The sequence below is a fragment of the Acaryochloris marina MBIC11017 genome, from assembly GCF_000018105.1.
Lineage (GTDB): Bacteria > Cyanobacteriota > Cyanobacteriia > Thermosynechococcales > Thermosynechococcaceae > Acaryochloris > Acaryochloris marina.
Genome location: NC_009925.1, coordinates 559,176 through 584,774, shown reverse-complemented (window position 1 = coordinate 584,774; position 25,599 = coordinate 559,176). Strand labels below are relative to the sequence as shown.

At 49.5% G+C, this 25,599-nt stretch carries 23 protein-coding genes; 18 read left to right on the top strand and 5 right to left on the bottom strand.

The annotated features are described in order from the left end of the window. Positions 1-137: 137 nt before the first annotated feature. The 5 genes from AM1_RS02605 (at position 138) to AM1_RS02585 (ending at position 5,121) form a co-directional block, all read left to right on the top strand. Positions 138-854, top strand: a complete 717-nt coding sequence (locus tag AM1_RS02605) for a class I SAM-dependent methyltransferase (protein WP_187152919.1) — start codon at positions 138-140, stop codon at positions 852-854. 184 nt (positions 855-1,038) lie between these two features. Next, a complete protein-coding gene (locus AM1_RS02600; protein WP_012161245.1) occupies positions 1,039-1,455 on the top strand; it encodes a heavy metal-responsive transcriptional regulator in 417 nt (138 codons plus the stop codon). Positions 1,456-1,515: 60 nt separating this feature from the next. Next, positions 1,516-2,667: an ACR3 family arsenite efflux transporter gene (gene arsB, locus AM1_RS02595; protein ID WP_012161244.1), complete on the top strand. Its 1,152-nt coding sequence runs from the start codon at positions 1,516-1,518 to the stop codon at positions 2,665-2,667. Between the two features lie 22 nt (positions 2,668-2,689). Further along, positions 2,690-3,088, top strand: coding sequence for an arsenate reductase, glutathione/glutaredoxin type (arsC, locus tag AM1_RS02590; protein WP_071819930.1), 399 nt, complete (start codon positions 2,690-2,692; stop codon positions 3,086-3,088). A gap of 236 nt (positions 3,089-3,324) precedes the next feature. Beyond that, positions 3,325-5,121, top strand: coding sequence for an SLC13 family permease (locus AM1_RS02585; protein ID WP_012161242.1), 1,797 nt, complete (start codon positions 3,325-3,327; stop codon positions 5,119-5,121). A gap of 27 nt (positions 5,122-5,148) precedes the next feature. On the opposite strand, the gene AM1_RS02580 is transcribed toward AM1_RS02585, so the two are convergent. Then, positions 5,149-6,171 (bottom strand): WG repeat-containing protein, encoded by a 1,023-nt coding sequence (locus tag AM1_RS02580; RefSeq protein WP_012161241.1) that lies wholly within the window; start codon positions 6,169-6,171, stop codon positions 5,149-5,151. Positions 6,172-6,392: 221 nt separating this feature from the next. Here AM1_RS02580 and AM1_RS02575 point away from each other — a divergent pair, with 221 nt between their 5' ends. From AM1_RS02575 to fabZ, 6 genes are all read left to right on the top strand, one after another. Then, positions 6,393-7,208, top strand: a complete 816-nt coding sequence (locus AM1_RS02575) for an inositol monophosphatase family protein (protein ID WP_012161239.1) — start codon at positions 6,393-6,395, stop codon at positions 7,206-7,208. 25 nt (positions 7,209-7,233) lie between these two features. Continuing rightward, positions 7,234-7,644, top strand: coding sequence for a DUF1824 family protein (locus AM1_RS02570; RefSeq protein WP_012161238.1), 411 nt, complete (start codon positions 7,234-7,236; stop codon positions 7,642-7,644). A 115-nt stretch (positions 7,645-7,759) separates the two neighbouring features. Next, positions 7,760-8,497, top strand: a complete 738-nt coding sequence (gene purC / locus AM1_RS02565; RefSeq protein WP_012161237.1) for a phosphoribosylaminoimidazolesuccinocarboxamide synthase — start codon at positions 7,760-7,762, stop codon at positions 8,495-8,497. Between the two features lie 87 nt (positions 8,498-8,584). Further along, positions 8,585-11,023, top strand: coding sequence for a BamA/TamA family outer membrane protein (locus tag AM1_RS02560; RefSeq protein ID WP_148215657.1), 2,439 nt, complete (start codon positions 8,585-8,587; stop codon positions 11,021-11,023). A 27-nt stretch (positions 11,024-11,050) separates the two neighbouring features. Further along, positions 11,051-11,920 carry a UDP-3-O-acyl-N-acetylglucosamine deacetylase gene (lpxC, locus tag AM1_RS02555; protein WP_071819929.1) on the top strand — a complete coding sequence of 290 codons (870 nt, stop codon included), beginning with the start codon at positions 11,051-11,053 and terminating at the stop codon, positions 11,918-11,920. 32 nt (positions 11,921-11,952) lie between these two features. Next, positions 11,953-12,423 (top strand): 3-hydroxyacyl-ACP dehydratase FabZ, encoded by a 471-nt coding sequence (gene fabZ, locus AM1_RS02550; protein ID WP_012161234.1) that lies wholly within the window; start codon positions 11,953-11,955, stop codon positions 12,421-12,423. On the opposite strand, the gene AM1_RS02545 is transcribed toward fabZ, so the two are convergent. Next, complete coding sequence (locus AM1_RS02545; RefSeq protein ID WP_012161233.1) at positions 12,420-13,958, bottom strand: hypothetical protein; 1,539 nt, start codon at positions 13,956-13,958, stop codon at positions 12,420-12,422. The genes fabZ and AM1_RS02545 overlap by 4 nt on opposite strands. A 95-nt stretch (positions 13,959-14,053) precedes the next feature. Between AM1_RS02545 and lpxA the strand changes: the two genes are divergently transcribed. Further along, positions 14,054-14,869, top strand: a complete 816-nt coding sequence (gene lpxA / locus AM1_RS02540; RefSeq protein WP_012161232.1) for an acyl-ACP--UDP-N-acetylglucosamine O-acyltransferase — start codon at positions 14,054-14,056, stop codon at positions 14,867-14,869. Positions 14,870-14,875: 6 nt separating this feature from the next. Continuing rightward, positions 14,876-16,051: a lipid-A-disaccharide synthase gene (gene lpxB / locus AM1_RS02535; RefSeq protein WP_012161231.1), complete on the top strand. Its 1,176-nt coding sequence runs from the start codon at positions 14,876-14,878 to the stop codon at positions 16,049-16,051. Here lpxB and AM1_RS02530 read toward each other — a convergent pair. After that, positions 16,044-19,637: a diguanylate cyclase domain-containing protein gene (locus AM1_RS02530; protein WP_012161230.1), complete on the bottom strand. Its 3,594-nt coding sequence runs from the start codon at positions 19,635-19,637 to the stop codon at positions 16,044-16,046. The two genes, lpxB and AM1_RS02530, sit on opposite strands and share 8 nt — an antisense overlap. Positions 19,638-19,947: 310 nt before the next feature. Next, positions 19,948-20,430: a GNAT family N-acetyltransferase gene (locus AM1_RS02525; protein ID WP_012161228.1), complete on the bottom strand. Its 483-nt coding sequence runs from the start codon at positions 20,428-20,430 to the stop codon at positions 19,948-19,950. A gap of 412 nt (positions 20,431-20,842) precedes the next feature. On the opposite strand from AM1_RS02525, the gene AM1_RS02520 reads away from it, so the two are divergent. From AM1_RS02520 to AM1_RS02505, 4 genes are read left to right on the top strand one after another with little or no spacing between them, the layout of a single operon-like run. Beyond that, complete coding sequence (locus AM1_RS02520; protein ID WP_041658841.1) at positions 20,843-21,109, top strand: hypothetical protein; 267 nt, start codon at positions 20,843-20,845, stop codon at positions 21,107-21,109. After that, positions 21,110-22,462: an MFS transporter gene (locus tag AM1_RS02515; protein WP_012161225.1), complete on the top strand. Its 1,353-nt coding sequence runs from the start codon at positions 21,110-21,112 to the stop codon at positions 22,460-22,462. It begins immediately after the preceding gene. Further along, a complete protein-coding gene (locus tag AM1_RS02510; protein ID WP_012161224.1) occupies positions 22,459-23,733 on the top strand; it encodes a glycosyltransferase in 1,275 nt (424 codons plus the stop codon). Before AM1_RS02515 ends, AM1_RS02510 begins: the two co-directional genes overlap by 4 nt. A 48-nt stretch (positions 23,734-23,781) precedes the next feature. Then, on the top strand, positions 23,782-24,336 hold the full coding sequence (locus AM1_RS02505) for a sugar O-acetyltransferase (RefSeq protein ID WP_012161223.1): 555 nt from the start codon (positions 23,782-23,784) through the stop codon (positions 24,334-24,336). 116 nt (positions 24,337-24,452) lie between these two features. On the opposite strand, the gene AM1_RS02500 is transcribed toward AM1_RS02505, so the two are convergent. Beyond that, on the bottom strand, positions 24,453-25,040 hold the full coding sequence (locus AM1_RS02500; RefSeq protein ID WP_012161222.1) for a TetR/AcrR family transcriptional regulator: 588 nt from the start codon (positions 25,038-25,040) through the stop codon (positions 24,453-24,455). Positions 25,041-25,083: 43 nt separating this feature from the next. Between AM1_RS02500 and AM1_RS02495 the strand changes: the two genes are divergently transcribed. After that, entirely contained in the window at positions 25,084-25,572 is a 489-nt protein-coding gene (locus AM1_RS02495) for a hypothetical protein (protein ID WP_041658837.1), read from the top strand. Positions 25,573-25,599: the final 27 nt, after the last annotated feature.

The window sequence follows — 25,599 nt, the reverse complement described above, 5'->3', positions numbered from 1 at the left end:
TTGCCGAATATATGCAGACCAAAGGTTTGCTTACACAGTCTATCGTGGGACTACAGCAAAATGGGAAGAGGTTTAGGCAAGAACGCCCCAGGGCAAGGATTCATTTTCCAACCTTGCCCATCGTCGATAAGATCAGGATGACTTTGAACAATACAGATTCTGAATTTAATCACCCTAGAAGCAAGCTGAAAGACCACAAAGCGCTTGAGCAGTCAGATATCGTTGCCAATATCACGATGAACCGCAACAGGGCACTGATGGGCGATAACTCCTATGGCAAAGAATTTGATCTCAACCCAGCAACTGTATTAGAAAACCGACTCAAGGAGAAGGGCGAAGCAGCATGGCTCGACCTCTGCTGTGGGCGTGGTAGAGCCCTTATCGATGCTGCGATCGCATTCGGCACAAATGACCTAACCCTTCACGGCGTTGATCTTGTTGATCATTTCGATCCAAGGTCCACACAGTATCCTGCCATTACGTTGACGGTCTCTTCTCTTCACACCTGGACCACAACCCAACGGTACGATTTAGTCACCTGCATTTATGGACTGCATTACATCGGCGACAAACTTGGCTTGATCACCAAAGCCGTTTCTTGGTTAAACTCCAATGGCATTTTCCTCGCCAACTTGGATCTCAACCACGTTCTCAATCAAGACGGGACTGCATTCACGAAAAAACTAACCAACTGGTTCCAAACTTCAGGATTTGAGTTCGACCGTCAATCTGGAGTCCTTCAGAAAGCTGGCTCTGCAATGCTCAGTTCCCCCTTTGAGTACTTAGGGGCCGACGACCGTGCTGGTCCAAATGCCACAGGACAACCCGGCGTTGCTTCCTACTATCGGGTCTAGACTAACTATCCACTTCAGAAAAACGCCTCTAGCCCCGCAACATCCATACCATAAACCACTAATAAACGAATTTCAGCCCACAGCACAACTAAATTGGCTCATATTCAAACAAGCATATTCCCCCTTGACCTTATACCCAGATACAAGGTTTATGATGCAGTCAGTGTAAATCCCTATCGCCATCATGAACCGTGTTAGCGATGTTGCTCGCACCTTTGGTCTCAACCCCCAGACCCTCTACTACTATGAGCGGATTGGCCTCATTCCTGCCCCTGAAAGAAATGACTCAGGCTATCGAGTCTTCAATGATCAAGATTTGGCCCGTTTATCCCTCATCGAGCGGGCTAAAACCCTTGGGCTGACCCTAGATGAAATTAAAGAGATCTTGCAATTACAAGCCGGGAATACCTTGACTTGCTGTGACATTCACGAACGGTTACGCAAAAAACTTGAACAGATCGAAATCAAAATTACTCAGCTACAAGAACTGAAAGCAGAATTACTGCCTCTGATTCATCGATGTGAAGAGCAACTCAGCCAGCAGAAAATTCATACGGATTGCGGCGTCTTGGCAGAAGAAATATCCGTAGGCAAAAGTTAGATCGTTTTTGATTCTTAAAAATTTTCCAAGTTGAGCTATTTCTAGAACACTTCACCCGTCATGACCACTCAAAAAACTCGATTTCCCCCACCAGTCCAGGCAGGGGGCCAGCTTAATGTCTTTGAACGCTACCTCACCCTGTGGGTCGGTCTATGCATTGGTGTGGGGATTCTTTTGGGACGCATTGCCCCTGGAATTGCAGTGAGCCTAAATGCTGCCAGTATTCACCAGGTCTCTATCCCCATTGCGGTGTGTCTCTTTTTTATGATGTATCCCATCATGGTCAAGATTGATTTTAGCCAAGCTCGCCGAGCAGCTCGCACCCCAAAACCAGTGCTATTAACCCTTGGCATCAATTGGCTCGTCAAACCCTTCACCATGGTTATATTTGCGCAGTTCTTTCTAGGACAGCTCTTTGCCCCACTCCTGCAAGGGACTGAACTTGTTCGCGGGAGTGATATAACCTTAGCCAATTCCTACATTGCTGGCGCTATTTTATTAGGGATTGCCCCCTGCACAGCCATGGTCTTGATGTGGGGATATCTGTCCTACAGCAATCAGGGACATACCTTAGTAATGGTTGCCGTCAATTCTCTAGCCATGCTTTTTTTGTACGCCCCATTGGGACGTTGGCTATTAGCAGCCAATGATTTAGACGTGCCTTGGCAGACCATCGTGCTATCTGTATTGATCTATGTCGGCTTACCTTTAATCGCGGGCATGAGTTCTCGACACTGGATTCTGAAGCACCAAGGTCAACAGTGGTTCGAACAAGTTTTTCTCAAAAGACTCAGTCCCATGGCCGTGATCGCCCTTTTGGTGACCTTGGTGCTATTGTTCGCCCTCAAAGGGGAATTAATCGTGAACAACCCGCTACATATTGTTCTGATTGCAGTTCCACTCTTTTTACAAACGAACTTTATCTTTCTCATAACCTATGTCATCGCTCAAAAGTTGGGATTAACCTATGAGGATGCAGCCCCAGCAGCGCTGATTGGAGCCAGCAATCACTTTGAGGTCGCCATTGCCACCGCTGTGATGCTATTCGGACTAAATTCGGGGGCAGCCCTAGCCACAGTGGTTGGAGTTCTGATCGAAGTCCCCGTTATGCTGGCTTTGGTTGAGGTCTGTAAGCGCACGGCTTTTTGGTTCCCCAGAGATCCTGAAAAAGCGACGCTTTTAGATCCTCGTTGTTCTCGTCCTTTGGCTTAATTCACATTCCTGGGAGTAAATGATGAAACGCATCATGTTTGTTTGTAAGCATAATTCGCGCCGTTCCCACATGGCTGAGGGTTATGCCCGATCAATGGCAGGAGACAAGCTAGAAGTGGCTAGTGCAGGATTAGACGGAAGTCAAGTCGATCCCCTTACCATTCAAGTGATGCAAGAAGAAGGCATCGACATTAGCAATCACACCTCTAACGCCTTAACTGAATTTAAGCCAGAGGATTTTGAGGCCGTCATTTCTTTATGCGGTTGTGGGGTGAATCTACCAGAGGCGTGGGTAACTCGACCGATATTTGCAGATTGGCAACTAGACGATCCTGCGGGTCAATCGATTGAAGTCTTTCGCACCATCCGCGATCAGGTCAGGCAGCATGTCAAAACATTAGTCGAGACTGTCAGCCCTTAGGTGAGATTAGTATCCTGACCTAGTCATGGTCTAGAACCCGTCATGACTTAGAAATAGTTATCTAGTCATCTGTAGTTAGGGCTGCTATTCTACCCATTACTAGCCATCACCCTTAAGTTTGTGATAATCTCACCTGACTCACCATTTGCGAACCTACCGTAAGCATGGGCCAGTTCGCGGTTTAAGTTTGATGGCAAACCCCCAACTTCGGCGATTTTTGGAGTGACGGTCCCTCTATGGAGCCAATTTTTCAGACCCTTTTGGTGACAGGACTGACATTACTCTGTTTTGTATTTGAATGGTTACCTCCAGATCTGACAGCAATCTGCGTTATGGTCGTCCTCATGCTGCTGGGACTCGTCACCACAGCAGAAGGGTTATCAGGATTCAGTAATCCCGCCACCATCACCGTAATGGCCATGTTTATTCTTAGTTCAGGCATTGCCCGGACTGGAGCCATTCAAATGGCCAGCGAATTTTTGCTCAAATGGGGAGGTAAACGCCCCGCCCGACACATGCTGATTATGGGGGCTGTCATCGGGCCATTTACGGCCATCATTAACAATGTCGCGATTGTCTCCGTTTTCCTACCCGTTGTCGAAGATTGGAGTCGCCAACGCCGCATTCCAGTATCCAAATTGATGATTCCCCTGTCTTACATCACAATTTTGGGGGGCATGATTACCGTTCTGGGCACCTCTACCAGCGTATTGGCCAGTGGCTTATCGTCTGACCTAGGCTTAGGCTCTTTTGATATTTTCCAATTTACGGCCCTGAGTTTATGTACGTTTACCGCTGGGCTCGTGTACATGGCCACGATTGGCCATCGTTTGTTACCTAATCGGAAGACCTCTTCCAGTCTGAGCCAAGGGTATGGCCTGAAGGACTATGTCAGTGAAGTGGTGATTACCCCTCAGTCAGGTTTGGTGGGGCAAACCGTTCAGTCGAGTTTGATCCAGCGAATTTATGACGTTGACATTTTGGAGTTGATCCATGATGACAACCATTTCCCTCAGCCCCTAGCGGACAAAACCCTGTCAGCTGGCGATATTTTGCTCGTGCGTGGGGGACGGGAAGATCTGTTAAAAATTCGGGATGGCCAGGGTCTAGAAATTCTGCCAGATGTGCAATTTGGCCAAAAATCCTGGCAAGCCGATTTAAGTGCAGAAGAAGGGGCAGCTGAAGCCATGGTACTGGCGGATTCCAACCTGATTGGTTCGACCCTTAAAGATTTGCGGTTTCGCCAACGTTACAACTGTACGGTGTTGGCGATTCGACGGGGGCAAGAGTTAGTCCGAGATCGGTTAGGAAAGGTACGACTCCGATTTGGTGACTTGCTATTGGTGCAAGGACCGAAGCAAAGTTTAGTGGGTTTGCAGACCAGCAAAGACCTATTGGTTATGGAACAGCGGGATGTTGAGAACCTGCGCCGGGACAAAGCGTGGATTGCGATCGCAATTGGTCTCCTGGTCGTGGGGGTCGCCGGCACCAAACGGTTTTCCATTGCCGTCACGGCCTTAGCTGGGGTGATGCTAATGGTCTTGACGGGCTGTCTAAAACCAGGTGAACTCTATCGAGCGGTTCGTTGGGATGTGGTATTCCTGCTCGCGGGCTTATTCCCCTTAGGCATTGCCATGAAAAAGTCTGGCGCCACCCAACTGTTAGCGGATCAATTAATTTCGGTGGGGGGACAATTATCCGGCTATTGGCTGCTCACGCTGTTTTTTGTCCTCACGGCACTGCTGACGGAGATTCTCTCCAACAACGCCACGGTTATTTTGCTATTGCCTGTGGCAGTCCAAGTTGCCCAAGAGCTAGGCTACAACCCCTTTGCCTTTATGTTTGTCGTCACGTTTGCAGCCTCGAACAGCTTTATGACCCCGATTGGTTATCAAACCAACACAATGGTCTACGGAACGGGAGGGTATCGCTTCCTCGATTTTCTGCGAGTGGGCGGCCCCTTAAGTCTGCTCATGGCGCTCATTACTCCGCCGCTGATTATTCTGCTCTATGGTTTACAGCCTCTTTCCTGAGTTCAGGCGTATATTCGTGTTTGGTGTTCAAGGGCTTTGCCATACAATTTGCCCCGAAGGATTGACATATCCCTCTCGGCCTCCTGTTTTAACGAAAGCTAATCCCTGCTTAAAGTTGCTCGCTTCATCAAATCGAGGGGAAATCACAAACGCCCCAGCTTTATTGATATAGCCCTGCTTGCTGGCGACAGTGACCCAGGCCTTGCCTTCAGAGAAAGAGCCTGCTCGATCAAACTTAGGGGCAATCACGATTTTTCCAGCTTTATTGACAAAGCCATATTTAAGGCCAATGCGAACCAGCCCTAAGCCTTCGCTAAACGCCCAGGCGCGATCAAATTGGGCTACATGGGCAAATTGGCCGTTCGGTTGGATATAACGCCATTTTTGATTGGTTTCCACTGCTGCTAGTCCCTCTCGAAAAGGAGTGGCTTCATAAAACTGGGGAGCAATAACAGATTGCCCGGCTTTATTGATAAACCCGACCCGACCATTGCGTTGAACTTTAGCAAGACCATTGGAAAAATCGTGAGCCAGATTATATTGCGCTGGTATCACCACCTTCCCCTGACGGTTGATAAAGCCATATTTTTTACCGATTAAGACCCGCGCCATCCCTTCTGAAAACGGTCCCACCAAAAAGAATTGGGGTTTAATCACCCATTGGCCCGAAGCATTAATATAGCCCAGCTGATCGTTGATCATGGCAGCAGCCAAGCCTTCAGAAAAATCTTCTGCCAACTCAAATTGAGGCTTAATCACCCATTGGCCCTGAGGGTTGACATAACCGTATTTTTCGCCAAGCTGAGCCACCGCTAGCCCCTCAGAAAAAGCATGGCTATCGTCATACTGAGGCGACACCACAATTTGGCCCGAACGGTTGATAAACCCCAGCTTGTCATTCTGGCGGATCTGAAATAGGGGATTGCCCTGGGCGGATTGAGACGATTGGGGAGAAGACGCCGGTTGGCCCTGGGCCAGAAGGGAAGGGCAGCCACTGGCGATTGCTAATCCCAAACCCACAATCGACAAACGACGGAAAAGATAAGTCATAGTGAAATAGAGATGAAACCCAATAATGGCAGTGAACAGTTAATTCTTGAAATTCAGTCCTAGAAAGAGAACCCAATCACGTCTGGAAACTGCAAATCTACACGTTTTTATGCAGTCACCGGGTATTTAGAACGTTTGACGTCTAACTGAGGGAAATAGTTGCTCGATTATCCTTCATAAAACAAGGTACGGTAGAGGGCAACATCCCATATGGAAAATTGATGCAAACATTCTGGACTTCGGTCGTCACTTTTGCCCACACCGTTACACAACAAGTGGGGGAACGCTTACTCACTGAATTTGGGAAAGTTCAAGCGACCTCTAAGTCCGATGGTAGCTTAGTCACTCAATCAGACCAATGGGCCGATCACTATCTGCGTCAGGCCATTGCCACTGCTTTCCCCGACCATGGGGTACTGAGCGAAGAGGTAGAACATATCTTTCCCGATACCGACTGGTGTTGGGTCATAGATCCGATTGATGGCACCACTAATTTTTCTCGCGGTGTTCCCATTTGGGGAACCTCCTTAGGGTTGCTCTATCAAGGGGTGCCAGTGTTTGGGTTTGTTCACTTTCCCCCCTTAGGGCAAACTTTTCATGGGTTTTGGTCTGCACCAGAGCAACCAGATGGGGCCTTTTGCAATCAAACCCCTATCCACACCCGGCCCGATGCACCCGCTGGAAATCAATGTTTCAGTCTCTGTGCCCGTAGTCTTTCGGTGTTAAAGAACCCCTTTCCCTGCAAACTTCGAATGCTTGGGTCCGCCAGTTACAACCTACTCATCGTGGCCCAAGGCGTTACCATTGGTGCGGTAGAGGCGACGCCTAAGATCTGGGATATTGCTGGAGTTTGGCCCATTATTCAAGCCGCTGGGGGAGCATGGATCTCCTTAGCCCCTGACCCCATCTTTCCGTTAACCGTGGGTCAAAATTATAGCCAGGTGGCTTATCCCACCTTAGCCCTTAGTCAGGACCAGTGGGTCGAACAATTTGTCCCCTTGGTGACGTCCATTGGTCAACCTCCAGCTACGTCATAGTCTCCTTTTTAGGATAAAAATTGCGATGTCCCCTTCCCCCACCGTCCAACAATCTCAAGCGGCCCTTGCCAAATTTGCAGCCCTGGATCCTCCGCCTATTACCACGGCTGAGGAACGAGAACAGGCTAAGACCGATTTATTAGCGTTGGCCCAGGCCACGGATTACCAAATGTTCGGCATCTTGGCGGAAACCTGTGATCAAGCGATAGCTGCCTTAACGGCCTACAGCCAAGCGTTTGGCTATGAAATGCCGACGAATTGGCAGCCCATTACCGGCCCCACTTACCTGAAGTTCAACCCCAACTTAGGCAGTTGCTATACCGATAACTATGTGGGGAACCATCGTGGCGTGCTGATCTCGTTCCAATCTGAATCAGAAGAAATTATCAACCAGACCTATGGTCATTTCCCGCTGGATTTATTCTCTAATCCTTGATCCATCTCCAGAAAGTGTCACTCCCAAAGCATTGACTTTGACCCGGATCCCATAGAATCTTTGCAGCTCATCTCTACTGCCCCACCCCCTGAATACCTGAATTAAGGAGACTGTGATGTCTACTGGCGAGTTTCTCTACGAAGGGAAAGCCAAAATTATTTATCGGACGGACGATCCAGACATCCTTTTAGCCCAGTACAAGGATGATGCGACTGCCTTTAATGCTCAAAAACGCGGCACAATCACCAACAAAGGCCGCATCAATTGCGCCATTGCCACTCACCTATTCAAGGTTCTGGAGGCAGCGGGGATTGCAACCCATTTTATCGATCAGCCAAACCCAGACCAGATGCGAATGCGAGCGGTACAAATTGTGCCCCTAGAAGTCGTCGTGCGGAACATTGCAGCTGGGAGTCTATGTCAACAGACAGGACTAGCGTTAGGTGTTCCCTTGTCACAACCCTTAGTTGATTTCTATTACAAAGATGATGCCCTGGGGGATCCGTTACTCACCCGTGATCGCATTTTTCTTCTGGAGCTGACAACGCCAGAGCAGTTAGAGCAACTGCGTCAACTGGCCTTGCGAATCAACCAAATCCTGATTAATTTTTTCCATCAATGTGGCATTACCCTCGTAGATTTCAAATTGGAATTTGGGATGACGTCGGACCAACAGCTTTTGTTAGCGGACGAAATCAGCCCCGATACCTGTAGACTCTGGGACGATGCTGAATCAGATCCCACGCGACGGGTCATGGATAAAGATCGGTTCCGTCGTGATTTAGGAGAAGTGGATACGGCCTATGCTCGGGTCATGGAGCGGGTTCTAGCCCAGGACATATACGTCCCCTAGCTTGGTGCGATAAAATACTCCCTGTTTTGGATTTTTTTAAGGTTTCTCTTAGTACTCATTGTTGTTCAGTTGCATGTGGTGTGTGAAGTGACTCAATCTCCATCGATCAAGATTCTCAGTCTTCCACCGATTCTCGGTGCAACCGTGATCACGGCGACCCTGCTGGGCATTGCACCCGCCCAAGCCAAAGACCAGCCTTCTTCGGACAGAGATAATCGCCAAGAACAGATCAGAGTATCCTCCCCCCCTGCCCCCTCAATACACCTTGGGCAGCTGCCGACAGATGACGCCCCTAGTCAAACTGCCCCGGTTTTTCCCCTCCCTGCTCAACCCGATCAACCCTCCACGCCAGCGGTAGAAACCCCGTCCACATCGGAAGAGAAGACTGATCCAGACGAGGCCACCCCAAATACGGGAGCACCAGGAGATCCCCCCGCAGCAGACGAGATCGCCCCAGCCCCCGGAGCCCCCTCCGCAGCAGATGACGCCGCTCCGGCCCCAGGAGATGTACCAGCGACGGACGAAGCGGCCCCAGATACAGGTGCCCCAGGAGATGTACCAGCCGAAACGCCCTCTGCCGATGACGTCCCCCCCACAGAATCGCCAGCGGCCCCCAATCCTGGACTTCCGGTTCCCGGCGGCGATATTCCCAGCGGCAATCCTGGCGACACGCAAACCCCGTCTCCCGATAGTTCGGTAGAATCTCCGGGTTCCCCTCCTCAACCCCCCACAGAAACGGCTGAACCACCCGCAGCCCCTGAACCAGAGGTTTTGGTCTCAGAAGTCTTAGTTGAAGGGGTCGATGGCGATTTAGCGATTAATGCCTATGAAGCCATTAGTACCCGACCAGGCCAAACAACAACGCGATCGCAAATTCAATCCGACATTAATGCCATTTTCGGCACTGGCTTTTTTAGCAATGTTAGGGCAGAGCCCAGTGATACACCCCTTGGCGTCAGAGTCACCTTCTTTGTCCAGCCCAATCCCACCCTCCAATCCGTGCAGGTGGCTGGCAATCAGGTTCTCACCCAAGAGAAAGTGGATGAGATTTTCCAATCCCAATACGGCAAAATCCTTAACCTTCGGGATCTCCAAGCAGGGGTGACTCGGGTCAATAAATATTATCAAGATGAAGGTTTCGTTCTCGGTCAAGTGGTGGGCGTTCCCCAAGTGGATCCCGATGGCACTGTCACCCTCCAGGTGGCAGAAGGGGTCGTTGAAGATATCGATGTTCGTTACATTAACGAAGATGGAGAGCCCACCAAAGGCAAGACTCGGAAATTTATTATTACCCGAGAAATGCGCACCGAGCCGGGTTTGCCTTTAAACCGCAACAAGCTGCAAACCGACCTACAGCGCGTGTTTGGGTTGGGGCTGTTTGAAGATGTCAAAGTGGCCCTCGAACCGGGTCAGGATCCACGGAAAGTCGTGGTGAATCTAAATGTGCAGGAACGAAGCACGGCCAGCTTCTCCGCTGGTGCTGGTTTTAGCTCTCGAAGTGGTTTCTTTGGCACCGGCTCCTTTACTCAGAATAATTTAGGGGGCAACAACCAAACCCTGAGCGTCCAAGCCCAGGCTGGAACCCGAGAATTCTTATTTGATGCCGGATTTTCGGATCCATGGATTGCCGGAGATCCCAACCATTCCTCCTACAGCATCAACATCTTCAACCGCCTGACCCTTCCCCTCGTGTTTGATGAAGGCCCGATTGAAGTCGATCTGCCCAATGGGGATACTCCCAGGGTCAACCGATTGGGGATTAGTGGTGTGTTTAACCGCCCCTTCACGACAGACCTAGATAACCTCAGACAAGCCTGGACTGGATCGATTGGCTTCCGATACCAACGGATTTCAATTCGCGACAGTGACTTCTCAATTTCTCCTGTGGACGAATTGGGCAATGCCTTAAGTTTTAGCGGGACGGGCAATGATGACCTACTCACCGTCCAACTCGGCATTGGCCGTGATTTACGGGATGATCCAGCCGACCCCACCAAGGGATATGCCCTACGATTTGGCCTAGAACAATCGGCTCCCATTGGCTCTGGCAGCATCCTATTAACGCGACTCCGGGGGAGCTTTAGCTATTTCGTCCCTATCAAACTCACCAACTTTACCGAAGGTCCCCAAGCCTTGGCCTTTAATGTCCAAGCTGGAACGGTCCTAGGGGACCTACCTCCCTATGAAGCCTTCTCCCTCGGGGGCAGCTCTTCGGTCCGGGGCTACGGAGAAGGAGATTTGGGCAGTGGTCGCAGCTTTATGCAGGCCACCGCTGAATATCGTTTTCCGTTGATTAACTTCTTGGGGGGTGTGGGTGCTGTCCTCTTCTTTGATGTGGGGAGTAACCTGGGAACTCAAAGTAATGTTCCGGGTCAACCTGGTATTGTTCGCGGCAAGCCTGGGGTTGGCTTTGGCTACGGCATTGGGGTACGCGTCAAAACGCCTATTGGTCCAGTCCGACTGGATTATGGCATCAATGACGATGGGGACAATCAATTCCACTTTGGCTTTGGTCAACGATTCTAAGGATCCAGTGTTTATCTTGAGGCAAGCGTGGATGCCAGTAAGACCGAGGGGTTAAAGGGTTTTGAAGATGCGATCGCATCTCCTTATCAACACACCCTAAACCACAGCTTTACCCTTACTGGCATGGGCTTGCATACGGGGGCTACTGCCACCGTCACCGTTTATCCAGCGCCGCCCCATCAAGGGCGATATTTTGGTTACCAAGATCAGCCAGATATTCCTGCTCACCTCTCATCGGTACACCAAACCCAGTTCTGCACCACCTTGAAGCAGGCAGATACCACTATTGCAACGGTGGAACATCTGTTGGCGGCTTTAGCAGGAATGGGCATTGATAATGCCCGTATTGATCTAGACGGACCCGAAGTTCCGATTTTAGATGGATCTGCCCAGAGGTGGACCGAGGCCATTCTGAAGGCAGGCTATCAGGTTCAGTCAGAACTTCGCCTCAGACCGACCCTGCATCATCCAGTTTTGGTGCAGGATGCAGACGCCTTTGTGATGGCCCTGCCAGAGCCCCACCTCTCCTTTAGCTACGGCATTGAGTTTCCTGAACCCGCCATTGGTAAACAGTGGTACCGATTGAGTCCTAACGCGTTTCTCTCTGATATTGCCCCCGCCCGCACCTTTGGCCGGGCCAAGGATGTCGAATCCCTGCAAGCTAAGGGGTTCATCAAAGGTGGTAGTCTAGACAATGCTTTGGTTTGTCGTCAGGACGAATGGCTGAATCCGCCGTTGCGATTTGCAAACGAGCCGGTTCGCCACAAACTGTTGGACTTGATTGGCGATTTAAGTTTATTGGGGTATTTCCCCCCCGCCCATTACGTTGCATATAAAGCCAGTCACTCCCTCCACATTCGCTTTGCCAAACGCCTTCAGCAAGCCTTACTCGGCTGACTGCATTTTTTGTTGAATCGTGATTGCTTATTATGTCAAATCCCTCTGATGGCTCTACCGATCCCAAAACCACCTTTATGATTGAGGAGATTCAAGAGCTGCTGCCCCATCGATATCCCTTTCTTCTGGTAGATCGCATTATTGACTACAAAGAGTCTGAGCGGGCAGTGGGCATCAAGAACGTGACGATGAATGAAGAGTTCTTTCAGGGCCATTTCCCCGGTCGACCGCTGATGCCAGGGGTATTGATTGTGGAAGCCATGGCTCAAGTGGGCGGAATTGTCCTGGCTCAACTTCCCGATATCCCTTCTGGCAAGTTATTTGTCTTCACAGGGATTGATAAAGTCCGAATTCGCCGCTCCGTTGTCCCAGGAGACCAGCTCGTGATTACCGCCGAATTCCTGTCTTTGAAGCGCAAGCGGTTTGCCATGATGTCCACGAAGGCTGAAGTGGACGGCAAACTGGCCTGTTCAGGAGAGCTGATGTTTGCCATGGTGGATTAATCGGCCCCAACCTCAGCCGTATCAACGCTTTGTTCAATGCTATCCATAGCCTGTAAATAGGCCGGATTGTCGGATTGGGGGGTCGTTTCTTCTAACTCAGGCTCTTCAACTTCCAGGGCTTTGCGGGCATTATCGGCAATGATGGCATTGGCAAGCTGCTCTAAGGACTCCGGCTTATCCAAATTATTGAGAATGCTGGCATATTTACGGCTGTAGAGGGGCCGCACCGATTCTTGGCAGTAATTGGACAGCTCTCGACTTTTCGTCATCACTTGGAAGGCAAATTCCTGTTCTTTGCCATCCCCACAAATCACCATATGCAGGAGATTAATCATCGACGCATCATGGACTTGAATTTTATATTTGTTGGTAATTTGGGGCCAATAACGCAGGGCTTTGACCCCCTCTAAGCCCCCTTTTTTGAGGCCCGCATCTTCACACCACTGTTCAAATTCTTCGATATTCAAGGGGCATCGCCCATGTTCTTTCATGGATTTTGCCAACACTTGTCCCGCTCGGAAGTTGCGGGTCGGTTTCCCGGTGGTGGGGCTAGTCATACTGCCCCGCACATCAGCCACCATAGCCGTTAATTGGGAAAATGTATGATCGCGCACCTTTTCCTTATCGCCCCCTTGATTGAGGGTCGCTTCAATCATGGGCACGCCATAGCCCAATTCCGTCAAATCGATAGGCTGCTGAGTGTAGAGTTTTTGTCGATCGCGCCGGGACATGGACACCGTCGCTGCCTGATCTAAGCACTGATCTAAGAGGAGAGTGAGCAGGGTCGGTAAGATGCCCGTATTGTCCCAGTGAAACTCATAGCCAAACCCAGCAAAGATCGAGGCCATGTTTTTGGCGGCCTTAATATATTGGGCCTCGACATTATGTATCCCGGGGGAGACCTGGATATTCAGGGATATCCCATCCAGCATAAAGGCACCGATCAAAGCAGTTAGGGCATTTGGATGGCAAAAATTAGCCGTAAAGCTGTCTACGGGGTCTCTTAAAGCGCCATCTCGGTGAAATCCGGAGAAAAAGGCCAGATTGGGATTTTTCTCACATAAAACATAGGCGGCATTGGTGGCCTTATCATGGCTAAAAGACCCTGCCAAGCAGGCTAAAACGACATTGGAACGGCCCAGTTTGTGGCGTAGGGCGCAGGCTTCCTCTAAATCCTGTTCGATGTAATTACTATTGGCACTGAGAACCACCAATTCACAGGTCTCAATCAAATACTCTAAGGTGTTGGTGACGCTGGCATGGCCTTCATTATGTCGAGCCATCCGGTGCAAATTGACAACATGGTCTGGATCCATCCCGCCTTTGGCTTCTTCTGAGAAGGCTCCCATGAGGTCCCGCCCCGGTCGAGGCGCCAAAATTAATGGGGTACCCCCAGCTTGCATCACGGCATTGTAAGCCAGAGAACCCGGATAAAGACCAATACTATAGAATCCAACGGTGGCTTTCTCGAGTTCACGGATACGTTGTTTGATAGAGGCTTTGTCTAAGGAATCGTCAAAAAAACTGTTCCGCATTAATTTCTACACTCAATACAATCGGAAGACGAGGAGTTTTGGCCGTTTATCTAAAATGCTACCCTCAGATAGCCATTGTAAAACGCAGACCCTGAATGACCGACTTGATTCACCCCACCGCTGTGATTCATCCCCAAGCAACCTTGCATCAAACGGTTCAAATTGGAGCCTATGCGGTGATTGGAAAACAGGTCAAACTAGGCCCCGGAACCCAGGTCGGACATCACGCTGTAATCGAAGGCTGGACTGAGATTGGGGCCGACAATCATATATTTCCGGGAGTGGTGATTGGCATGGAACCTCAGGATCGCAATTTTCGCGGGGAACAGAGCGGTGTCAAGATTTGCGATCGCAACCAGATACGCGAATATGTCACCATCCATCGAGCCAGTGGAGACCAACAGTTCACCACCATTGGCAGCGATAATCTATTGATGGCCAATGTGCATATTGGCCATAACTGTCATATTGCCGATCGGGTGGTGATAGCCAATTCCGTCGCCCTAAGTGGCCATGTGCAGGTGGAATCCCAAGCCAACATTAGTGGGGTACTCGGTATTCATCAGTTTGTCCATGTGGGTCAGCTGGCCATGATTGGGGGCATGAGCCGCATTACCCGAGATGTCCCTCCCTTGATGCTCGTAGAGGGTAATCCTGCCCATGTCCGGGCCTTAAACCAAGTAGGATTGCAGCGTCATGGAGTCTACGACCTCCTGCAGGGGGAGATGAGAGGCCTCCTTAAGCAAGCCTTTCGGTATCTGTATCGGTCGAACCTCCAATTAGAAGTGGCCCTTGATCAAGTCGAATCTTTATCGGAGCATCCCCTGATTCAACATTTGTGCCAGTTTATGCGGGCAGCCCAAACCAGGCGCGGCCTCACCCCTGGGCGTCAGCGCTGGGCTTCGGTCTAAGGCACGATGGATCGGCCCTACCGAATTTTTATCAGTACCGGCGAGGTCTCTGGCGATCTCCAGGGCAGTTTACTGATTCCTGCCTTGATGGCAGAAGCCCAGTCCCGAGGATATGCCCTAGAGATCTGGGCTTTGGGGGGTCCACGAATGGCTGCAGTAGGCGCTCGACTCCTAGGGGATACCAGCCAGATCGGCGCGATTGGTCCCGTCAATGCATTACCCTTTGTCTGGCCCACCCTGAAGCTACACAAGCAGGTGATGGATCAGTTCAAACAGGTCCCTCCCGATCTCACGGTTTTGATTGATTACATCGGCCCCAACCTTCGTTTAGGTCAACATCTCAAGCAGGCCTGCCCCAACCCGGTGGTCTACTATATTGCGCCCTCCGAATGGGTCTGGTCCCAAGGGTTAGGGGTCACCCGGCAAGTCGTGGACCTCAGCGATAAAATGCTGGCTATTTTTCCCCAGGAAGCCACGTATTACCAAGAGATGGGGGCAGATATCAATTGGGTGGGCCATCCTCTGGTGGATCACATCCATCAGTTTCCCCCACGAGAACAGGCCCGTCAGCAGTTGGGGCTGCATCCTCACCAACCCATGATGGCGCTGATGCCTGCCTCTCGTCATCAAGAGCTGGCTCATCTGTTGCCGGTGATGCTCACCGCCGCACAGCAGATCTGCCGCCAGGTGCCAGACATTCAGTTTTGGATACCTCTGGCCCTACCGGCCTATCGTGGCGAGGTCACCCAAGCCCTACAAAGGACAGGACTCCCCATTTCGCTCTTTCCAGATTCTCAAACGGTGGTCGCCGCCGCAGATGTGGTGATTACTAAATCCGGAACCGCTAACCTGGAAGCAGCCCTTCTCAATGTCCCGCAAGTGGTGGTCTATCGGGTGGGAGCCATTAGTGCTTGGCTGTATCAGCATCTGCTTCACTTTGAGGTTGAGTTTATTTCGCCGGTCAATCTTGTGGTTGGACGAGAAATTGTACCCGAGCTACTGCAACAGGAGGTAACTCCAGAAAAGATTGCAGAACTTGCCTACTCACTACTAGAGAAAGGGGAGGCTCGACACACCATGATGGCCGGATATCAGGAGTTGCGATCTCACCTTGGTCTTCCAGGGGTTCTCCAGCGAGCGGCAGAAGCTATCCTAAATGTTTTAGAGCAGTCCCTTAGGTAGACTCTAGATCAGCCGGTAGCTCACCAATAATGGTTTGGCGGCTATTAAAGGTAGATGTCGTCAGGCTAGGTTTAATCGCTAAGAGCGCAGAGGATAGAGAACCTTGCTCAATGGGACGCCAATTAATGGTCGCCAGGACAACCCTAACTTTGGCCATCACGTCAATCAAATTTGAGAAAATACTGCCTTCATCAAACGCCGCAATCAGCTCCGACGCGCCCTGATGGGTCGCCCATTTTCGTTCAGACGCTGGGACAAACGTACGAGTGCCGCTCGTCAAAATAATTTTGAGGGTAGGATGCAAATTATGGCACCATCGACAGAAACTGTAGGGATTGGGCTTCAGAATCGTCATATCCAGCAGCAATAGATCTGGAACCCCTTGCCCTGACTTAATAGACTGGGTCAGATATTGAGCCAAATCTATATTTTCATTCAGCCAAGTCAGGGAGATGCCCTGAGAACTCAATGCTTCTTTCCAGACTTGCCCCTGCATATGGGAAGCCTGCATCATTAATACATTTTTAGGCGCCGTTTCGATGGCACTTAGGGCAGATTCTCTAGTGCGGTGATGAAATTCCAGTTGAGAATGGCCAATCGTAATCAGATCACCATCCTTGAGAGCAACGGGCATGGTCACCCGTTCACCATTCACCACAGATCCATTCCCGCTTCCCAAGTCAATGAGGAAAAATTCGCCTGCATCGGTGGCCCGCAATTGGGCATGATTACGAGATGCCCAACGATCGGGGAGAACAATCGAATTATCTGGACTGCGGCCAATGGTCCAGGATTGCTTGCCCACAAGCGGAACTTGCGATTGACCAATCGGACTGTAGATGATCAATAGGGACATGGATGATGAGGGGTTCATGCTGTCAAGGGGTTGGGAGTATGACGGTTCAAGCCAAGGATCGGCGGCATGGGCAGGAATAGGATCTGTAAAATTATGACCTTGTCCATAATCGCATTTCAACGCACTCATCAAAAGACGCTGCTTCGGGGTTTGAATCCCATCCGCCAACATCTTAATTTCCGCACTGGCTGCAAGGATAAACAACGAATGGATCGATTCTAAATAGCCTTGCTGATCTAGGTTACCCAGAAGAGTCGATGACAGTTTAACCCAATCGACCGGTAAACTTTCCTCACCAGACAACCAATCAAAATCTTGATTATCTTGCACCCGAGCTAGTTGGACGCCTCGCGAGTGAACGTCCTGGAGATGGGCTAAGACCTTCTTGGATGGTCGTGGCCACAAGGATGGGGGTAACTCTAGAACCAAATGCTGGGGGTTGATGTCATGTTTTTCGAGCAGTCGCTCAAATTTGGATAAGAAATTAGAGGAAGTCAGTTGTGCCTCAGACACTGCCACCCAAATTGATAAGGGTTGTTCGGTTGGCATTCGCTGCCACTGGTGGAGCTGAGCGCAAGCCTTGCGCAAGACCCACCAGCCCAAGGATCGTTGCAGTCCCGTATCTGTCACAGACGGCAGAAACTCGAAAGACGGTAACACGCCTTTGTGGGGATGCTGCCAATACATCTGAAGCGTAAAGCCCCAAACCTCGTTATTTTCCAAGGAATGGACGGGCTGACAGTACAGGCGAAACTCCTCATCATCCAGGGCCTGCCGCACTTCCGTTTCGATTTGCACCTGGGCTAGGGGCTGGAGGGGCATCTCTGGAGAAAAGACAGCATAGCAGCCCTTGCCATTGGCTTTAGCCCGATAAAGGGCAATATCCGCATGGCGCAGCAGATCATCTGGTTTTTGCTCAGGATTGCCACTCATGGCAATGCCGATGCTCACAGTAATAAAGACTTCGGTATGGTCGAGGGTAAAGGGCTCCTTCAGGGATTGCAAAATGCGATCGCTAATATGCATCGCATCCTCAGCCTGATCAATATTGGGAAGCAGAAGCGTAAACTCATCCCCCCCTAGACGAGCCACCGTATCCTCAGGCCGAAGGCAGGTTTGTAGCCGATGGGCCACGGCCACCAGCAGTTGGTCCCCAACCATATGACCGAGGGTATCGTTGATAATCTTAAACCGATCGAGATCTAAGAACAGAACAGCAAAAATTTCATCTGGATGCCGTTGAAAGGAACGACAGGCCTGTTCCAATCGATCCATAAACAGAACCCGATTGGGTAACTGGGTCAAACCATCATGAAGCGCATCATGGAGCAGGGCCTGTTCTGTTTGCTTCCGTTCTGAGGCATCTTCCAAGGTGCCTGCTGTGCCGATACAGGTTCCGTCCTCAGCGCGAATGACATGGTTATGGACCACTACCCAGGCGCACCCACCCTGCTGACAAAAAAACCGTAGCTCATGGTTATAGCTCTCGGAAGTCTGTTCCACAAGATTATGAAACGCCTCTTGGAGACCCGGTCGATCATCGGGATGCACAAAATCCCAAATGGGTTTCCCTAGGCTGTCTTCTAAAGAAATCCCGGTTAACTTAGACCATGCAGGATTGAGATAGGTCCAATGCCCTGCCAGATCTGTTTTAAAGATGACAATGGAGATATCAGCTAGCAGCGTTTGATAGTGATCAATTTGCTGCTGAGCATTCTCTTCTAACCGCTTAAAGTCAGCAATATTGGTCAGGACACCCACAACCCGGATCGGAACCCCTTGGGCATCCCGCTGGATCACACCCCGATCACACATAAAGGGTTGCCCGTCAGATTGCCAACGATACTCCAGCTCAAACTGATCCTCCCCCTGAAAGTCTTGATCGATCAGAGTTTCTAATAGATGTCGATCTTCAGGATGAATTTGATCCAGCCATTCTGGCACAGAGAATTGGCGAGGGGCATGGGGCTTAGCAGCCTGCTCCTCATTTGTTTTTGTAAACTGGAGGATGGAATCGATGGCAATATCCCAGTCATAAAAACAGCCTCTGAAGCTGCTAGCGACCAGGGAAAATCGTTCTTGAACGTTATTGAAGCAGGTATTCGCCCGTTCAGCCTGGATGAGCCAAGCCAAAAAGCTGGCGACCTGTTTGCCCCACAAACAGAGCATATTGGCATCGGGCAGGAGCTCAGGGCTCCCTAATGTCAACATCCCCAAAACCGTATGATTCGTCGCCAAAGGCAGTTGCAAAACCGTTTTGAGTAATGCCGAGGGAGGGAGGTAAGATGCCAAGTGGGTCTGGTTGGTCACCCCTTGATCATCCACCAGAACAAGGGGCCTAGAAGCCCCGAGCACCTGGCTAGCCTGATGGTTAAGGCGTTGTAATGTACCCTCATCCTCATGATTGAGATGTGTAATCGTCCCGGCCTGAAACTGCAGGGTTTGCTGACTCGGGTCATAAAAATCAAGCACAACGATAGCAAATCCCAGGGTCTCACTGAGAATTTCCACTGATTTTTGCAACCGTTCTGATAAGGACAGATGCTGTGAATCCAAATCAGCTAGTTTCTGGTAGGCCAGCAGAAAGTGATTGCCTGTAGCCTGCGACTGGGCAACTTCTGGCAAGGCCAACGTGGGTGATTCCAACTGATCAAGTAGGGTTTTAAGCCCCAATGACAGTTGTCTTGGGACGATGGTTAATTGATTCCAGAACTGCTGAATTACTGACAACCTCGTTTACTCTGCGACCGCCTATTTTTAATTGCCCTGCCCATCTCTTTAACGAAAGAGACGGTTCCCCCAAACTATGTTTGAAATATCTATCGTTGCAGCCTTCTGCCAACATCAGAATGTACAACGGCCCTTATTCAGAACAGCTTATGGAGTGTAATACTCATCATGATCAAACAACAGGACCAAAAGTAGCCAAACCCTCACCAGCCTTAGTGTACCCCCAGAAACAGCTGACTCTTAACAGGAAAATTCGAATCTGATGACGTTTTTAGCGCTCTTATTAAAAAGTGTTCTCAGAAGCAGCCCATCAATCCTCTCGTAAGTCAAGCTTTAACAACGGTAAGAAACGATCAGGAATGCTCTCAGATTCAGTTTGGCCAATCCGGTAAGCTCCTACATTACGGTAAAAGGTCTCCGCATTAGGATCGCTCTGAATCAGAATCGATTGAGTCTCCCAAATAGCAGCTTGGCGTTGGGCATGATGGATCAGATATTTGCCATAGCCCTGCCCGATAGAACTGGGGGATACAAACAGGGCAATCAGCTCCATCTCATGGGTAGACAGGTGTTCTAGTCCATAAAAGCCAATTAAACAATTTTCTTTTTCACCTAGAAAAAAATGATATTGGGGTTGATTAATATGTGCTGCGGTGTAGGTTAGTTCAGGCCGACAGGCTGCCATAAAATCAGAAGAATATCCCCAATAGGCTTTTGACTGAAAGGCTAGCTGGTTGAGTGCAGGTAAATCCTCACAGCTTGCTTTTCTGATTTCTAATGAAAAAATAGGCATAACACTGGACACTTAAGAAATCTAAACACTAGGGTTTGACTTTAATTTCACGCAATAGCATCGTGTTAAATAGATGACTTTTCAGATTTAACCCTTAACCTCCATTTAACGTACCTTCTAGCTATCGACATTTAAGTCCTAATGACCAGTAGCTGAAGGCATTCATGATTCCTTCAAGGAAACAAAATCTGAATCTTTTATGTCATTAGATTGCTACTAGCTAGCGTTAAAAGTGTGTTGCAGAATGATTCATCTCGCTGGCTAAATCAAACGGTTAAAACCAGTCTAGATTAAACCTAATTACTGTAGTAGCAATACTTAATTCAACAATTCCCCCAAACCGTCGTTATCCAAGTTTTGAATGAGCAGAAGTTTTCTTCATGCTTCCTCTCCATGGCTTAGGAAAAATTCTATGGATTTTAAATCAAGAAAACCCATATTCGCCGTTTCGACTTCTTGGATGGGGGATTCACTCCAGCAGTTTGAAATATTCATTCCAAATGATGCGCGAGTCGGACATCAACCTGTTTTAGGGAATTGGCTACATCAAACATTAGCCTCTTGGATTGGCTATGGGTTGCTGCTGCCCAGCCCCATCAAGACGTTTAGGGGCCTCCTGAAGCCGTTTTTCCCAGGGAAACAACCTGCTGATTTTGTCGCAAAGGTGTCAAGGAGCTAGATGCAAACATTTCTGCTGATTTGGTTAGGACAAGTCGTTTCCCTGTTAGGGACAAAACTGACAGAGTTTGCCCTCGGAGTATGGGTTTATCAACAAAATCAGTCGATTAGCCAGCTGGCGCTGGTGATCTTGTTCACCTACTTGCCCAATACCCTGATCTCACCCATTGCGGGGTCCCTCGTGGACCGATGGGACCGTCGCTGGGCAATGATTCTCAGTGATGCAGCAGCCGGCATTGGCACGCTGATTATTGGTGCCCTAGTCCTGACGAATCAGCTGGAGATTTGGCATATCTACCTGGCGGTGGGTGTTAACTCTATTTTTAATGCCTTCCAAGTGCCTGCCTACACGGCCGCCATCTCTCAGCTAACTCCGGCTAGCCAATATAGCCGTATGAACGGCATGGTCCAGATTTCTCGCGGTATCGCTCGGGTGATCTCACCTGCGATCGCAGGTTTCCTGATCGGCATTGTGGGTATTGGCGGCATCTTAATCATCGACTTCAGTACCTTTTTGATCGCCCTCTCAACCCTGTTAATTGCCCGCTTCCCCAAAATCGTTCGCACCCGGCCGACCAAACCGCCCCAAATCCGGCGGCTCCTTCAAGAAATGCAGTTTGCCTGGCGATATATCACCAAACGCCCTGGTTTATCTCGATTACTGCTCTTTATGTCCACTAACTTCTTTTCCGTAGGCATCTTGGAAGTTGTGTTTTGGCCATTGATTTTGGATTTTGGTTCTCGGGAAGAGCTTGGCTATGTGCTCTCCATCGGGGGCAGTGGGTTGCTACTGGGCAGTATTGTTATGACCGCTTGGGGCGGCCCTAAACGCCGGGTCTATGGTTTGCTCTACTTCATCCCCCTACAGGCTGGAATTATGCTGATGGCAGCACTCCAAACCTCCATTCCGCTGGCGGCCATGGGACTGTTTGTCTACTTATTCGCTCAACCCATTATTGTTAGCTGCAACCAGGCTATTTGGCAGAGTAAAGTCCCCCAGCATTACCAAGGGCGAGTATTTGCACTGCAACAAATGATTGAAAAGTCTCTGGCAATTTTTGCCTATATTGTCGTGGGTCCTTTAGTCGAGAACTTCCTAGAACCCCTGATGGCGGGTGGGCCGTTTGCTGAAACGGTAGGTCCCTACATTGGCGGAATTGGGGAAGGTAGAGGGATTGCCCTGATGGTGCTGATGATGGGAATCGGTAACCTGGTAGCCACTGCTATGGCGTTTAGAAGTCGTCGCTTACGCCGCTTGGATGTAGAGATTCCAACCGTTAAAACCCTAGATCGCCCCGTCTCCAAATCGGAAATCCCTGATGCTTATAGTTTTGAAGAGGCAACCTCTCCATGAAGATTGCAATCATTACCTCTGGTTTCTTGCCGGTTGTCGATGGCGTTACCGTTGCTGACTTCAACCGGATGAAAAAGCTGAGCCAGTGGGGACATCAAGTCCGGGTCTTTTGCCCTGACTACAGTTCATTAGCGAGTGTCTATCCGAACTGGCAGGATTACACGGGTGAGATTCTCCCTAATATTGAGGTCGTCAACCTCCCCAGTGATGCTTTTATGGGGCTGGATTTTGAGCGCAATGTCAGTTGGCGAGCCCGCCCCTATTTGATGCAATCTTTAGAAGAATTTCAGCCAGATATCCTGCATGTAGATGAACCCGAACGACTGTCTGTAGGGCTTTTGCAACCCCCCGGCATCAACTATGCTAAGCAAGCTGGCATCCCCTGTGTTTGCTTTTACCGCACGAATTTTATTGAGTATGCAGAGGACTATTTCGACTGGCCTGCCGCTGCTATTGCTGGCCTCCAGAATGTATTTAAGCTACTGCTGCGACGGGTGTATAACGCTTACGATCAGACCTTTACCACCAGTCCAATTACGCAAGAAAAAATTATCAAGCTGGGGATTAAAAACAGCCGGTACGCAGGGTTGGTAGGCTTTGATACTGATCAGTTTAGTCCTAACCTACGCCAGCCTAACTACTTTGCCCAGAATTACGATCTACCGGAGGTGGATCAGCAAGTCAAACTAGTGTTTGTTGGACGGCTTACCCCGGATAAGGGCTGGGGATTTACCTTCAAAGCAATGCGAGAATTTTTACCCCGTATTGATCGCGATAAGGTGGCGCTGATTGTGGCGGGCGATGGCTCGATGCGGGAAGAAATTGCGGAAGAGTTAGGGGCTTTAACCCCCCATGTTCATCTTTTAGGTCGGGTCGATCCCACTCAAATTCCTGTGCTACTGGCCAATAGCGATATTCATATCACCACTTCAGAAAAAGAGGCCCGAGGTCTAACCATCCTAGAAGCCTTTGCTTCAGGGATTCCAGTCGTCGCTCCCCGAGCGGGTGGGGTCGTTGAAAACATTGAGCATGGTTGCAACGGCTATCTGTATGAACCCCAATCGGTCCATGACTTTGCCAGCAAGCTTCAAGCCCTAATCGAAAGTCCGACCCTGCGACGAGGGATGGGAGATTATGCGCCATCCAGCGTTGAAAGCTACAGTTGGGACCGAGCATTTCAAACCCTGGTGGAGCTATGGGAAGAGGCAATCAGCAAAAATCAGGCTTCAACAACTAAACGCACTTTAGTGGGGACCACATCTGGCCGATAATTTTCCCAGATATCCCCCTACTCAATAGGGCTCAGTCTGTCATTTCAAATGCTAAGTGAAAAACAGAAAATGCTCGCAGGGGCAGATTACCTCGCTTCTGATGCGGAATTAACGAGGGAACGGACGCTAGCTCATACAAAATGCCATGAGTTTAACGCAACCCCTGGATGCAGTCCCGAGAAGCTGGAAATTCTAGTGCAATCCTTTGGCTCACACGGGACAGATTGCTATATTGAGCCACCCTTTTTCTTTGATTATGGCTATAACCTCTTCCTGGGGCAGAATGTCTATCTGAATTTCAACTGCGTCATTCTCGATTGTTCGTTGGTGATCATCGGTGATTTTGTAAAATTCGGCCCCAATGTTCAGGTCTACACAGCTGGACATTCTTTGGATAATGCCAAAAGATTGCAAGGGTTCGAGTTTGCAAAGCCTATCACCATCGGCTCCAATACCTGGGTTGGAGGGGGTTCAATTATTTTGCCTGGGGTTGATATTGGCGAAAATGCTGTGATCGGTGCTGGCAGTCTGGTATCCAAAAGTATTCCTGCCAATGTGGTGGCAGTTGGGAACCCTTGTAGAGTCATTCGGGTTAATGAATGAGAAGTGGATACAATTCTCGGTTCATCCATTCATCTCAGCTCAAGAGATGCTGAACTCCTAACTCTCACCAAGGCTGACACCTGAGCACTTCAATCAGAAGTATTCTAAAAATGGGACTATTTCGGCATAGGTCTGAGTACCAAGCTGAGTGAACGGCGGATATAGTCCGTCCAAGCTTCTTCCGGTGGAAAGATTAATGCATAGAGCATAATGCCGCTCATCGTGTCGAACACTAAACCTGCATCCACATCACTTGCAACTTCCTGTCTTACTTTTGCCCGTTCAATAACGCTGGCGAAAGCTTGTTTTCGAGGTAGAAGATATTTTTCCCAGTAAACTCGCGCGAACTTAGCATTACTAGATGCACTACTAATAATCATGGCAACAGCTTGCTTCCCGAGTGGGGTCAGGGTTATTTGTGTTGCATTTTCGATTAAGGCATCCATATCCCCCCAAAGATTCCCTGTATCGGGAACGCGTATTTCTTCCCGCACACTTTCGATGGCATCAGCAACAAGTTCATCTTTATTGGCATATCGCCGATAGATGGTTGTCTTGCCTATTCCTGCGCGTGTTGCGATCGCATCCATGCTCATCTTCTCAAAACCTACTTCGGCCAGTAGTTCCAGCGTGGCTTTCAACATGGCCCGTTGAGACGAAACACTGCGCGGTCTCCCCGGCGACTTTTTGTAGGCATCTTTCATAGATGCTATTATGAATTACGATACAGATACGTATCGTAATTAAATGAGTCAACAACCCCTGTATATGGATAAAAAAAGTACTCAAACCCTGAGAGAAGGGCTAATTGAGTACTATGCATGCAATCCGCATGTCACAAATCCAACGACTCAACCCACTCACTTTGGCAAGATTTTACGGGCACATGATGTGGGTCATGTGATTTATGGCTGCGATACAGGTATGCACGATGAGCTAAAAATTCTGCCGCTCTTTTGGTGGACGAGTGAATGTACATTTCAGACGTATCTGAAGATGAAAAATTCCCCTGCAGTTGATGTGATGTATGACGATATGATTCGAGAAAAAGGAGCGCTTTGGCTATATGGAGCAGTGTTGAGCGTCCTGCCTTCAGTATTGATTGACCTGATTCCCATTTGGATTAGAACTCGTAACCGTCAGAAGCTGCTGCCATTTCTGGATTTCGAGCCGTTGCTTGAGCAATCGCTGTTAGATATCCGCCAGGAATTTGATTTGTTATCTTTGCTGCCGTAAGGAAAGAATAAACCCATCACTTTACAG